Origin of the sequence: Polaribacter sp. Z014, from assembly GCF_023555435.1 — a bacterium.
Taxonomy (GTDB): domain Bacteria; phylum Bacteroidota; class Bacteroidia; order Flavobacteriales; family Flavobacteriaceae; genus Polaribacter.
The window spans coordinates 125,696-139,019 of the sequence record NZ_JALCZP010000005.1; the positions used below are offsets into that span (position 1 = coordinate 125,696).

At 28.5% G+C, this 13,324-nt stretch carries 15 protein-coding genes; 3 read left to right on the forward strand and 12 right to left on the reverse strand.

Annotation, left to right across the window (positions count from 1 at the left end; translation table 11 throughout):
• Position 1: 1 nt before the first annotated feature.
• The 3 genes from MPF19_RS08825 to mtaB are packed head-to-tail and all read right to left on the reverse strand — an operon-like array spanning position 2 to position 2,966.
• Positions 2-904 (reverse strand): lytic transglycosylase domain-containing protein, encoded by a 903-nt coding sequence (locus MPF19_RS08825; RefSeq protein ID WP_249987838.1) that lies wholly within the window; start codon positions 902-904, stop codon positions 2-4.
• Between the two features lie 46 nt (positions 905-950).
• Positions 951-1,610, reverse strand: a complete 660-nt coding sequence (locus tag MPF19_RS08830) for an alpha/beta hydrolase family protein (RefSeq protein ID WP_249987840.1) — start codon at positions 1,608-1,610, stop codon at positions 951-953.
• Between the two features lie 21 nt (positions 1,611-1,631).
• The gene (gene mtaB, locus MPF19_RS08835; RefSeq protein WP_249987842.1) at positions 1,632-2,966 is read right to left on the reverse strand and encodes a tRNA (N(6)-L-threonylcarbamoyladenosine(37)-C(2))-methylthiotransferase MtaB; all 1,335 of its coding nucleotides are present in this window, start codon (positions 2,964-2,966) and stop codon (positions 1,632-1,634) included.
• 126 nt (positions 2,967-3,092) lie between these two features.
• Between mtaB and MPF19_RS08840 the strand changes: the two genes are divergently transcribed.
• Complete coding sequence (locus MPF19_RS08840; RefSeq protein ID WP_249987843.1) at positions 3,093-3,590, forward strand: GNAT family N-acetyltransferase; 498 nt, start codon at positions 3,093-3,095, stop codon at positions 3,588-3,590.
• 57 nt (positions 3,591-3,647) lie between these two features.
• Here MPF19_RS08840 and MPF19_RS08845 read toward each other — a convergent pair whose 3' ends face one another.
• From MPF19_RS08845 to MPF19_RS08875, 7 genes are all read right to left on the reverse strand, one after another.
• Positions 3,648-4,658 carry an endonuclease/exonuclease/phosphatase family protein gene (locus MPF19_RS08845; RefSeq protein ID WP_249987845.1) on the reverse strand — a complete coding sequence of 337 codons (1,011 nt, stop codon included), beginning with the start codon at positions 4,656-4,658 and terminating at the stop codon, positions 3,648-3,650.
• 1 nt (position 4,659) lies between these two features.
• Complete coding sequence (locus MPF19_RS08850; protein WP_249987848.1) at positions 4,660-5,514, reverse strand: rhomboid family intramembrane serine protease; 855 nt, start codon at positions 5,512-5,514, stop codon at positions 4,660-4,662.
• Positions 5,514-6,242 (reverse strand): rhomboid family intramembrane serine protease, encoded by a 729-nt coding sequence (locus MPF19_RS08855; protein ID WP_203392134.1) that lies wholly within the window; start codon positions 6,240-6,242, stop codon positions 5,514-5,516. The genes MPF19_RS08850 and MPF19_RS08855 overlap by 1 nt, the downstream gene beginning before the upstream one ends.
• A gap of 2 nt (positions 6,243-6,244) precedes the next feature.
• Positions 6,245-8,059, reverse strand: coding sequence for a DNA mismatch repair endonuclease MutL (gene mutL, locus MPF19_RS08860; RefSeq protein WP_249987849.1), 1,815 nt, complete (start codon positions 8,057-8,059; stop codon positions 6,245-6,247).
• Positions 8,059-8,334 carry a riboflavin synthase subunit beta gene (locus MPF19_RS08865; protein ID WP_203392136.1) on the reverse strand — a complete coding sequence of 92 codons (276 nt, stop codon included), beginning with the start codon at positions 8,332-8,334 and terminating at the stop codon, positions 8,059-8,061. The genes mutL and MPF19_RS08865 overlap by 1 nt, the downstream gene beginning before the upstream one ends.
• A 303-nt stretch (positions 8,335-8,637) precedes the next feature.
• A complete protein-coding gene (gene ribH / locus MPF19_RS08870; RefSeq protein ID WP_249987851.1) occupies positions 8,638-9,144 on the reverse strand; it encodes a 6,7-dimethyl-8-ribityllumazine synthase in 507 nt (168 codons plus the stop codon).
• Between the two features lie 91 nt (positions 9,145-9,235).
• Complete coding sequence (locus tag MPF19_RS08875; protein ID WP_249987852.1) at positions 9,236-10,027, reverse strand: tetratricopeptide repeat protein; 792 nt, start codon at positions 10,025-10,027, stop codon at positions 9,236-9,238.
• Between the two features lie 88 nt (positions 10,028-10,115).
• Here MPF19_RS08875 and recF point away from each other — a divergent pair, with 88 nt between their 5' ends.
• Together recF and MPF19_RS08885 are read left to right on the forward strand one after the other, a co-directional pair.
• The gene (gene recF, locus MPF19_RS08880; RefSeq protein ID WP_203392138.1) at positions 10,116-11,195 is read left to right on the forward strand and encodes a DNA replication/repair protein RecF; all 1,080 of its coding nucleotides are present in this window, start codon (positions 10,116-10,118) and stop codon (positions 11,193-11,195) included.
• A 233-nt stretch (positions 11,196-11,428) separates the two neighbouring features.
• Positions 11,429-11,725, forward strand: a complete 297-nt coding sequence (locus tag MPF19_RS08885; protein WP_203392139.1) for a DciA family protein — start codon at positions 11,429-11,431, stop codon at positions 11,723-11,725.
• 121 nt (positions 11,726-11,846) lie between these two features.
• Here MPF19_RS08885 and MPF19_RS08890 read toward each other — a convergent pair whose 3' ends face one another.
• Positions 11,847-12,437, reverse strand: a complete 591-nt coding sequence (locus MPF19_RS08890; protein ID WP_203392140.1) for a hypothetical protein — start codon at positions 12,435-12,437, stop codon at positions 11,847-11,849.
• Positions 12,438-12,643: 206 nt separating this feature from the next.
• A complete protein-coding gene (locus tag MPF19_RS08895; RefSeq protein WP_203392141.1) occupies positions 12,644-13,228 on the reverse strand; it encodes a tetratricopeptide repeat protein in 585 nt (194 codons plus the stop codon).
• Between the last annotated feature and the right edge of the window lie 96 nt (positions 13,229-13,324).

Genomic DNA, 13,324 nt, shown 5'->3' on the forward strand with positions numbered 1-13,324 from the left:
CTTAATTTACAGGTATTTTAATTTCGTATACTTTTCTACTCTTATTGTTCAGTTTGTTCTCTCTTAGCCAAGGATTGTATATTTTAAATTCTTTATAATTCATTCCGAATTTTTTAGCAAAATGAGTAATATTAGAAATTGCGGTGTCAACTTTTATAGTTCTAGTTGCTGCCAAGGTATATAAGTCTTCATTTTCAAAAACAAATCCATATTTTCTAGGGTTAGAAATTACTTCTTTTAGCGCAATAATTCTTAAAACATATCTTTCTGTCTCATCAGGTAGTTTAGCATCATAATAATTATCTACTTCTTGGGTTTCTAGTCGTTTACTAACTCCATAGTTTCCTGCGTTGTATGCAGCAGCAGCTAAGGTCCAAGAGTTAAAACGTTCTTTAGATTTTATTAAATATTCTGCAGCAACTCTTGTAGATTTTTCAATATCATAACGTTCATCTACGTTACTATTTATTTCTAAACCATATTCTTTTCCTGTAGCCTTCATAAAATGCCACATACCTGCAGCACCTACATTAGAGGTTTCATCTATAAAAGCACTTTCTGCCAAGGCTAAAAATTTAAAATCGTCTGGTAAACCATATTTTTTAAGTAAAGGCTCTAAAATAGGAAAGTATTTATTAGCTCTTTTTATAAGTAACAACCCATTAGATTGCCAATAGGTATTTACTAATAATTCTCTTTCCATTCTTTCTTTAACATCTGGTATTTCTACAGGAACTCTTTCTCCGGCAAGATTTAAATTTACAGGAAGTATTAAAGCTTTTATTTTATAAGTTTTAGATGTACTAGTTTTAGGGTCAGTTTCATTTTTATTAATAGCGTTATAAAACAAGAAAGCAACTATTAGTACGCAAAATAGCGAAAGGAAACGGAAGGATTTATTCATAATATTAAATTTTTTAGTTATTTAAAAAGAAGGAAATATGCTGGTTTTAAGAAGTTAAAATAGCATCAATAATTTTAGATATTTTTTTTGCTTTCGTGATAATCATAATGTGGCTTCCGCCTTTAATCTCTATACAATTATCTATATTTTTAATAGGAAACACATGATCATCTGTACCATGAATGTGAGTTATGTTTGTGTCTTTTTCTGTTTGTTCCCATCTAATAATAGTACCTATAGACCAGTTTAAGTATAATTTACTTCTTACCGAAAGATATTTTTTATAAATATCTGCTCTCTTTTTTAAAGATTTTCCTAAAAAATATTGAGCGTAATCTTCAAAATTAGAAACAACTTTTGTTGGAAAAAATTTATATGCTTTTGTGAATTTTACTACTCGAAATCTTTTTGGAAGTTCTTGATGATGTTTTACACTAGAAACGATAATTACTTTTTTCGTGTCTAAGTATTTACTCATTTCTTGCACCATAATTCCCCCAAAAGATACACCAATTAAAACAGGATTTTCTGTTTTAACTTCTTCACACATTCTCATGGCATAGTTAGCAATCGTTTCTTCTTGTGCTACAGGCGTTATCCATTTTAAATAATGAATTTCATATTTGTCTTTTGGTAATTCTAAGTTTTCAAAAATTTCTGGTCCAGCAGCTAATCCAGGTACTAGGTAAATAGCAATTTTTTTCATGTTTTATAGAAATAATATTTTTTACGCTGTAATTTTATTTTTATCAAAATTAAATCTTACAAGACCATCTTCATCAATTTTGGTAAGTGTTATAGTGTGTAATGTATTCACTAACTCCGGATTCCAAGGTGTTTTAACTTTAACGTAATTTTCTGTAAAACCGTTTATAAAACCTTCTTTATTTTCGTTTTCAAACAAAACAGTTAATGTATTTCCTAATTGACTTTCATAAAAAGCACGCCTTTTTTTAGCAGATAAACCACGTAACATTTTACTACGCTTTGCACGTACTTTTTTAGGTATAACACCGTCTAAAAGAACAGCTTCTGTGTTAGGCCTTTCCGAATAGGTAAAAACATGTAAATATGAAATATCCATTTCATTTAAATAGTTGTAGGTGTCTAAAAAGAGTTCATCCGTTTCACCAGGAAAACCTACAATAACATCTACACCAATACAAGCATTAGGCATTACTTCTTTAATTTTAGAAACTCTATTTGTATACGTATTGATTAAATACCTACGTTTCATTTTCCTTAGTAATTCATCACTACCAGATTGTAGAGGTATGTGAAAATGAGGTACAAAGGAATTTGATTTTGATACAAAATCAATGGTTTCATCTTTTAATAAATTAGGTTCTATTGATGAAATTCGTAAACGATGAATGCCCTCAACTTTATCTAATTCTTTTACTAATTCTAAGAAAGTATGTTCGTGCTTTTTATTACCAAATTCACCTTTACCATAATCACCAATATTAACGCCAGTTAAAACGATTTCTTTAATTCCTTTAGATGATATTTCTTTGGCATTTTCAATCACATTTTCTAAAGTATCACTTCTAGAAATTCCACGAGCTAAAGGTATTGTACAATACGTACATTTATAATCGCAACCATCTTGCACTTTTAAAAAGGCTCGAGTTCTATCTCCTATGGAATAAGAGCCCACATAAAAATCTGCATCAGAAATTTCACAAGAGTGAACTTCACCAATATTATTTTTAGTTAAGTCGTTTATATAACTTGTAACATTAAATTTTTCTGTTGCTCCTAAAACTAAATCTACACCATCTACTGCAGCTAGTTCCTCTGGTTTTAATTGCGCATAACAACCAACAGCAATTAAAAAGGCATCATCATTTTTCTTTAAAGCATTTTTTACAATGGTTTTAAAGCGTTTATCGGCATTATCTGTAACGGAACAGGTGTTTATAACATATACATCTGCTTTTTCTTCAAAATCTACACGTTCAAAACCTTCACTCACAAAATTACGAGCAATTGTAGATGTTTCCGAAAAATTTAATTTGCATCCTAAAGTGTAAAAGGCAACTTTTTTTTCTGCATTCATTCTAATAAGTTTGTTTAACTAAAAAACAAAACTTTAAAAAAAAGGATATATTTCTTAAAGTTCTAATTGTATATTTACAAATACTGTATTAAACAGTTTAGTAAGAGCAAAAGTACGACATTATTGATGATTTTTGAAACGGAAAGGTTAATTATTAGAAGACTAATTTTGGAAGATTTAGATGCATTTCATGAACTTGAGAGTAATGGTAATGTTCTAAAATATGCTACAGGTACACCAAAAACATTTATTGAAAATAAAAGAGAATTAAATTCTTTAATTTTAAGATATAATCAGCAAAAAAATGATTTTTGGATTTACGCAATCATTAGAAAAATAGACAATCAATTTATAGGAACAGTTGCCCTGGTAAAAGACAATTTAGATGATGAAATTGGATACCGATTTTTAGAAAAGTTATGGGGTTATGGTTTTGGAACAGAAGTTTGTGTTGGGTTAATTTCTTATTGTAAGAAAATTGGAATGAAAAAAATTGTAGGCTATGTTGTGGATAAGAATAAAGCTTCGGCAAAAATATTAGAAAAAAATGGCTTTACGGTAGTAAAGAAATTTATTAGTGATGATCTAAAGCTTCCTGAAACGAAATATGAATTGTATTTATAATTGAACGTAAATATGGGGTTGAAAAGTAAATTAAAGTATTTTTTAAGATAAATAAATTTACCAATTAATTCTTGCCATTATAGGATAGTGATCGGAGTATTTTTCTGTATATGTTTTAAATTGATTTATTGTTGCTGTATTATCTGTTAAAATAAAATCTATCCTCATGGGAAAAGGGTAATCAAAACTTTTTCCAAATCCTTTACCTGCATTTATAAAAGCATCTTTTTTGTTTCTAGAAATTTGGTTGTAAACCCAAGAATATGCTGTGTTATTAAAATCTCCACAAACAATTTTTTTGCCTTTCCATTCTTTTTCATGGGCTAAAAAGAGTTCTGTCTGTTCTGCTTGTTTTTTAAAGGAATTTGTAACTCTTCTTAATAGTTTTTCTGAATTTTTTTGACCAAAATTTTCTTCATGCGGTCTTATTCCAAGAGATTCTAAATGTGTACCATAGATTCTTATAGTGTCTTTATCCTTTACAATATCCGCAAAAATTATATTATTAACCGTGTTTTTTAAATCGAAAGAACCAGAATTTATTATTTTATATTTAGAATAAATGGCCATTCCATATTTATGGTTTTTTGGCCATAGCCTAATATATTTATAGGGAAATGAAATATTTACTTTTTTAGATTTGTAAAATTCTTGAACTACTAAAATGTCGGGATCTTTAACTTTAATAAATTCAAAACCATTTAGCTCTTTACCTTTAGAATCTTTTTTTATAAAAAGATCAAAAGATTTAACATTATAAGACATTACCTTTAAATCATTATTTAAAGCTGAGGTTTTACTAGAAATTTTAAAAAGAGGAGTAGAGAAAAAGAATCCTATTATTAAAACTAAAGAAGATAATAAAAGTTGTTTTTTTAGTTTTATTAACCAATAAAAGACAAAAATTATATTAATTATAATTAGTAAAGGGATAAAAGTACTTAAAACAACAAAAACAGGTAACGTTTTTGGAGAGATATAACGTAGAAAATAAGACAGCAATAAAATTGAAGCCAATAGCCCATTTATAGTGTATATAACCTTGTCAAAAAGCGATAATTTCTTCATGTTATTTTCTTCCTTGTTTAAACAAAAATTCTTTCTCGGCTTTGGTTAAAGTATCATAACCAGATTTACTAATTTTATCTAAAATACTATCTATTTGCTGCTGATTTAAATTGTTATTATTACTTGAATTAGCAGTCTTTTTAGGAGCTTTGTATACCGTTTTTAAAGGTTTCTGTTTTGATGAAAAAAAGGAAGAAAAATACTCCCAAATTTTTATTTCTTTATTTGCCGCTTTCTTAACGTAAAAAAAACCGAATAATGCGCCGCCTAAATGAGCAAAATGTCCTCCTGCATTACCTCCGGATAAGGCTAAAATATCTAAACCAACCCAAATGACAGCAAGGTGCCAAAGTTTTACAAAACCAATAAAGCGTATTTTTAATTGATAATTAGGCATGTAGGTGGTTATGCCTATAAAAATGGCTGAAATTCCTGCGGAAGCTCCTACTAACATAGAAGATTGTCCTTGAAATAAGGGAAAATAATTTTGGCTTAAAATGAATAAAATTCCACCAAAAAGAGTTCCTAATAAGTAAAAAGTTAATAATTGTTTTTGTGTAAAATATTCTATAAATAGATTGCCCACAAAAAATAAGGTGATTAGATTTAAAAGAATATGTAAAAAGTCTGCATGCAAAAATCCATAAGTAATAATAGTCCATGGTTTTGTAAGGATAGAAGATAAGTTATCATCTAAAGAAAACCATTCTACTACCCAATTTACTTCTCCTTTATACAAATCTTGAAAAACAGAAACTAATAAGGTAAAAACAAAAACAGCAATATTTACGTAGATTAATTTTTCTACGATATTTCCACTTTTATAGCGGTTTTTTATTTCATCTATAAAACTCATTAACTTGATTTAAATTGATTTTTTTTCCAATACCAGGCAATAATAAAGCCTATTAAAGCACCACCAACATGAGCAAAGTGTGCTATATTTCCAATAGAATACTTTGTCATTCCAAAAAACAAATCACCTAAAATAATAACAGGAATAAAGTACTTTGCAGCAATAGGAACAGGGAAAAATATTAAAGCCAATTTTGCGTCTTTAAAATACATTCCAAAGGCAACTAAAACCCCATACACTGCTCCAGAAGCTCCAATTGCAGGAGTATGATATAAGCTGTAAAATTTATTCATAGTTTCGCTAGAAAGGGTAATAAGAGAATCATTATAACTACCACTATTTAATATGTTTTGAATATCTGAAGCATTTAATCCTAATGCTATAAGTTGATCGTATATTCCATTAAATTGATAATAATTAACTAAAGTATAAATAACTCCTGCTCCAATTCCGGCAGAAAAATAGAAGAATATAAACTTCTTTTTTCCCCACATTTGTTCTAAAGGTGTTCCAAAAGCCCATAAACCATACATATTAAATAATATATGGCCAAAACTACCATGCATAAACATGTGAGTTACATATTGCCAAATTCCGAAATGTTCATTTTTAGGAAAATGTAAAGCCAAAACATTTGTTAAATCTATTTTTAAAAGTTGTGGAGCAACAAATAAAATTACATTTATAATAATTAAATGTTTTATAGCATCTGTAAGTTTATTATTCATTTTTAACTGTTAAATAGATTATCTATTTCGTTTAATGTTAGTGTTTTAAAAGTGGGTTTTCCAAAAGGAGAAACAGTAGGTTCTTTGCAAGAAAATAAATCATTTACCAAGCCTTCTTGTTCTCTCTCAGAAAGTTGAGTTCCTGTTTTTATAGACAATGTTTTTGCAAATGATTTAGCCATTACGTCAAAATGACTAAAACTTGCGTCTGGCACTTCTAAATCTATATCACTTAATAATTCTTCTAATATAATAGTTATTTTACTTTCTGTAACGGAAACCGGAATTCCTTTTATAGTAACACTATCTTTTGTAAATTCATCAAAAGAAAAACCTGCATTTTCTAATTCGGTTTTTATGGTGTAAATCATTTCTATTTCTGCAGATGTATAAGAGATTTTAACCGGAAATAATAATTGCTGACTATTGGCTTCTTTTACGGTAATACTTTCTAAGAAATCTTCGTATAAAATACGCTGATGTGCTAAAGATTGATTTATTAAAACAACACCAGACTTTATAGAACTCAATAAATATTTACGTTGAATTTGAAACGTTTTTTGTGTTTTTATTTCTTGCTGATTGTCAAATAATTCAGACTGTTTTTCTTCGTCTGTAATAGCAACTGAAGTATATAAAGATTCCCAACTTTGGGTTTGTGTTTCTCTTTTAAACGGCGTATGAATTTCTTTACTGGCTTCTTCTTTAAATGGATTAAAATCTGGATCTACAGATATTCTAGGAGTAGAAGTCGGTTTTGTTTTTGTATTAAACTCATAAGGAGTGTCTAAATTAGCATCTCTATTAAAATCTAAAAGAGGCGCTACATTATACTGCCCTAAACTGTGCTTTACAGTGGCTCTTAACATGGCGTACAATGCTTTTTCATTATCAAACTTTATCTCCGTTTTTGTGGGATGTATATTGATGTCAATAGTGTTTGCAGGTACGGTTAAATACAAAAAGTAGGAGGGATGCGATCCCTGTTCTAATAGACCATCAAAGGCATTTACAACTGCATGATTTAAATAAGAACTTTTTATAAAACGATCATTTACAAAAAAGAATTGTTCTCCTCTTTTTCTTTTAGAAAATTCTGGTTTTGCAACAAAACCTTCTATACCAACAATATCTGTTTGTTCGTTTATGGGAACTAATTTTTCATTCATTTTAGTACCGAAAACACTCACAATTCGTTTTCTTAAATTACTGCTTTTTAAATGATACACTTCATTATTGTTATGATGCATTAAAAAAGCAATAGTTGGATGTGCTAATGCTACTCTTTGAAATTCATCTATAATATGACGCGTTTCTACAGTATCCGATTTTAAAAAATTTCTTCTAGCAGGAATATTGTAAAACAAGTTTTTTACAGCAATACTTGTTCCTTTACTGGTAGAAATAAAATCTTGTGATACAATTTTACTTCCTTCAATTTTTATACAAGTACCCAGTTCTTCGTTGTCTTGTTTTGTTTTTAACTCTACATGAGCAATTGCTGCAATAGAAGCCAAAGCTTCTCCTCTAAAACCTTTTGTGCTAAGGTTAAATAAATCTTCTGCTTTTTGAATTTTAGAAGTTGCATGACGCTCAAAACTCATTCTAGCATCTGTAGCGCTCATTCCTTTTCCGTTATCAATTACTTGAATTAACGTTTTTCCAGCATCTTTTAATAATAGTTTTATGTTGGTTGCACCTGCATCGATTGCATTTTCTAATAACTCTTTTACTACAGAAGCAGGACGTTGAACGACTTCTCCTGCAGCAATTTGGTTTGCAACATGATCTGGTAATAGTTGAATAATATCCGACATTAATTTTTATTGAAAATAGATAAATCGAAATCTATGATGTACAAAAAGATAAGTACCAAAATTGCGATGATAATAAAAAGTGTTTTGTTTACGCTTTTATCTGAGTTTTTTAGATCGTCAATAGCGTCACCAAATTTACCTTTAATCCCTTTATTTTTACCAGTAGTAGATCTAAATTGATCTAATTTATGTTCAATTTTAAAAGGACTTCCTTCTCCCTTGTAGAAGCGAGGTTGGTAATCAAATTTTTTATTAGTACGTTTTAAAAATCCCATAGTTTTAGTATTATTGGTTTATAATTTCTTGAATAAATCAAGGATTATACCAACTTATATAAGTATTTCAAATTTACAGAATTAAAAGTAATTCTTCAAAAAAAGATGTTAAAAGAGTTCTTAAAACTGTCAGAAGACACGAGGGGTCAATTAATTTCACATACAGTTTTGTTATTTCTACCAAAGGGAGAAATAACATAAAGCTATAATCCTTTAACTATAAAAACTTAGAAATTATTTAAGAATTTAAGAATACCTATCCTGCAAGGTTTCTAAAACATTGCAGGGTAGGTGTTAATTTAATTAATATCCAATACTTTCTGTAGAAGTATCAATGTTTTTAAGTGCAGCCATTTTTATTGCTGCTACAGCACATTCGGTTCCTTTATTACCTAATTTACCGCCAGATCTATCTAAAGATTGTTGTTTTGTGTTATCTGTTAAAACACAGAAAATTACAGGAACATCATACTTTACATTTAAATCTACAATACCTTGGGTAACACCTTCACAAACAAAATCGAAATGTTTTGTTTCTCCTTGTATTACATTACCAATGGCAATAATAGCATCTACTTGTTGTGTTGCAATCATTTTTTTGCAGCCATAAACCAATTCAAAACTTCCAGGAACATTCCAAGAAATAATGTTTTCTTTAGTTGCTCCACAATCTAATAAAGTGTCAATTGCGCCTTTTTGTAAATTCTCTGTAATTTCTGGATTCCATTCAGAAACAACAATCCCAAATCGAAAAGATTTCGCATTTGGGATTGTTGTTTTATCGTAAACTGATAAATTGGTAGTAGCCATTTTTATTAAGTTTTAAGTTTTAAGTTTCAGTATCTAGTAAGTTACTGCCTACTGCAACTGCTTACTGGTGGACTGAGAACTGCAGACTATTTTAGTTAGCGTATTTTGCAGCTGCTATATATTTTTCTATATCTCTACCTTGGTCAGATTTAGAATAGTTTTCTTTAATTTTTGTAAATAATGTTTCTGCTTTACCAAAATTCTTTAATTCCATAGCAGTTTGTCCTGCTTTAAATAAGTATAATGGAGCAGTAAATTCATTACTTTTTTTATTCGCTGCTTTTTCATAATATTCTAAAGCATCTTCTGGTTGATTAATATCTGCAAAAGCATCACCAATAGCACCTATAGAAACAGGTCCTAATAATTCATCATCAGAATTAAATTTACTTAAATACTCAATTGCTTTGTCGTATTTCTTCATTTGTAAGTAAGAAACACCAGCATAATAGTTTGCTAAATTTCCAGCATCTGTTCCGCTAAAAGAATCTGCAATGTCTAAAAAACCATATTTACCATCTGCACCTTCTAAACCTAAAGTTAACAAAGAATCTATTCCGGTACCTGCAATGGCAGCTTCATCAAAATATTTTCTAGGAAAAGCTAATTCATTAGAAGCTTCTGTTTCATTTGGTTCAGACACATATTTATTATATCCTAAATATCCTAAGAAGATAACAACAATTGTTATTAAAGTTAAAAACAAAGGTTTGTTATTCTTTTCAATCCATTGTTCTGATTTAGAAGCTGTTTCATCTAAAGTATGTAATACTCCAGCTGTTTCAAATTCTGATTCATCAATTTGATTTTCTACTTTTTTACTTTCTGCCTTATATTTTTTCTTGTATGTTGCCATTATTTCCTTAAAAATTAGTGGCGACAAAAATAGTTTTTTTAATTGGATTTTAAAAGCGGATAATTCGCTAAATTTTCAATAATTTGCAAAACGTTTTCAATATCAAATTTTATTCATGTATTTAAAGAAAATTTCTTTACTCAATTTTAAAAATATTGAGTCGCAATCTTTTGATTTTCAACAGAAAATAAATTGCTTTGTAGGTAATAACGGTATTGGAAAAACCAATGTTTTAGATGCTATTTATTACTTGTCTTTTACAAAAAGTTATTTTAATTCTGTCGCAGTTCAGAATATTAGGCATGGAGAAGGGTTTTTTATGATAGAAGGAGACTATCTTTTAAATGATAGAAATGAAAAAATAGTCTGCAGTCTTAAAAAAGGACAAAAGAAAGTCTTAAAAAGAAACGGAAAAAGTTACGAGAAGTTTTCTGAGCATATTGGTCAGTTGCCTTTGGTCATTATTTCGCCTGCAGATAGAGATTTGGTAACGGAGGGGAGTGATACGAGGAGAAAATTTATAGATGGTGTAATTTCTCAGCAAAATAAAACTTATTTAAAAGATTTATTGTCGTATAATAAGGTATTGAGTCAGCGAAACGCATTATTAAAATATTTTGCAGCTAATAGAACTTTTGATGCTTTAAATTTAAGTGTTTATGATGAGCAACTTTCTGAATATGGAAGTCGAATTTATGAGGTTAGAAAAAAATTTTTAGAAGAGTTTATTCCTATTTTTAATGAAAAATATCAAATTATATCTGGCGATAAAGAACGTGTTAATTTATTTTATAAGAGTCAGTTACATGATTTTGAAATGCAGGATTTATTGCAAAAATCATTGGTAAAAGATAAGATTATACAATACACCACTTCTGGCATACATAAAGATGATTTAAGTTTTGATATTGGCGATTATCCTATTAAAAAGTTTGGCTCACAAGGACAGCAAAAATCGTATTTAATTGCATTAAAATTGGCGCAGTTTGAGTTTATCAAACAACAATCGAAGGTGATTCCTATCTTATTATTAGATGATATTTTTGATAAATTAGATGAAAATAGGGTGTCTCAAATAATAGATTTGGTAAATAATGATGAATTTGGACAAATATTTATAACAGACACTCATTTTGAAAGAACCGAAAATATATTAAAGCAAGGAAGTAAAGAGTATCAGATTTTTAAATTGTAAGTTTCAAATCAAAACTTTAAAAATGAATCTGATAAAAATTGATAAAATGTTTATTTGATACAATAATGAGATTACTATGTCAAGCAAAAAAAGTTTGATTCGTAATGACGAAGAAGTTTCATGATTTCAAAATTCAATTTATTTTACGAATATCAGACAGCGCTTGTCGAAGTCTTTTTATTCAAACAACAATTAGCGAAAGGCAAATAGTAAAAAGTAAAAAGCTACATATAATGGCAAAAAGAGAAAACGATTCCTTTTCAATAGAAGATTTAATGAAAAGTTTTATCAAGGAAAATAACTTGAGTAGGGGAATGCAAAAAATAAAAGCAGAAGAAACTTGGAATAAAATGATGGGGCCTGGAGTTGCCAATCATACAGTTTCTGTGAAATTGCAAAACAAAACTTTGGTTATTCAATTAAACTCTTCTGTTTTACGGGAAGAGTTAAGTTATGGAAAAGAAAAAATTATTAAAATGATGAATGAGGAAATTGGCGACGGTGTAATTTCTAAATTGTTATTGGTGTAGGGTTTTTCTCAACGTTCTATTAAAAGAATCGCGTTTAGATTGAAAAGAATATTTTTCAGTTTAAGAAGACCTTTTCTATTCTTTATTGTTTTTAAAACCTTAGGGCTTGTTCGTTATTTTTTTACTTTTTTATCTTCATCATTTCACTAAGCAAGTCATTCAAAAATTTTTGTTGCTTTTCATCTTCACTAAAATATCTTTGATAATTTACACTACAAGATTCAATATCCGAAATATTTTTTTTATTAAAAGACCAATCGTCAGTGTCTTGCACACTTATTTGTAATTTACTACTACAACTTTTCCATAAATTAGAAAATTGGGTTTCTTTGTTTTTATCTAATCTATTAAAATCAGCATAAACACTAAAACCTTTCATTTCTGGATTAAAAAATTTTAAAATAGAAGTAATTGGAACTCCTCCCCAATTTATTACTTCTGGAAAAGAAATCTCTTTAATGTTTTTTTCATTAAGTAGTTCTTTTTGCTCATATTTTTGCCAAAAGTAGTTTTTCTTATAGCTGATTTTCGTTCCTTTTGGCAAAAGTATATTTTTAACCACTATAGGTTTGGTTGTTATATAAAAAGGACTTTCATCAGGCTTATTCCCAAGAGCATACATTGAACCCAATCCTTTGGCATAGATGTAAAATAAACCAATAAGAACAAATAGTATTATTCCTAGTATTATAAGTATTTTCTTAGTTTCCATTCTTTTTTAGAGATTTTGTTACATATGGAAAGTAACCTTCCTTATGTAATTTTCAGTTTAATGATTTAGTTTAGAAGTTAGCTAAATTAAAGTTTTTGGCGTAGAAAGTGAATATGAAAACTTTTATTCCATCATAGAAATAAAAGTTTCCATGAAAGTATTATGGTCTCACCTATTTTTTTACCTTTCTATTTGTGGAAGATGTCTTATTTTATCAATTCTTTCATGATCATTTGGTTGGTCTTGTTTTTGAATTGGTGAACTAAAAAAGAATAATCCTTCATCTTCTCTAGTTCTTTAAAGTCTTCAAGATAAGATTCGTCTCCCATAAATTTCTTTGATAATGCTCTATTCAATTTATTAGCATTAATATCCTTTAGGTTATCAGGATTATTAATTCTGTCTGTGAAAATTTTAATACTTTTCTTATAATAAGTATTCGCTTTTTTATTATTCCCTTGGTGTTCATTTAAAAGTCCAGCAAAAAACCAACCTTCTGCTAATTTAGGTTTTTTCTTTATTACCATTTCACTTTCATACAGAGCTTTTTCGTATTCTTTCATCTCTAAATAAACTCTAATCTTGTTTAAATGTGGTAAATAGTAACTGTTATCAAGTTCAATAGCTTTGTTGTATAAAGTTAAAGCACTGTCTTTTTTAGAATCTATTGAAAGCTTTAAAGCATTATTGTTCAATTCTACGGCTTTCCGATTATATTCTGAATTTGCTTTTTTAGCATTCTTACAGCTTGCAAGCCCAATAATAATGAATAAGGTTATTAAATATTTCATATTTGTTTTTTTTACGTACTCTAACTTAAATGATACAACGTTTGTTTTACTGATTTAAATTAGAAGTTAGCGAAATATATTGGTTTTAAGGCAGAA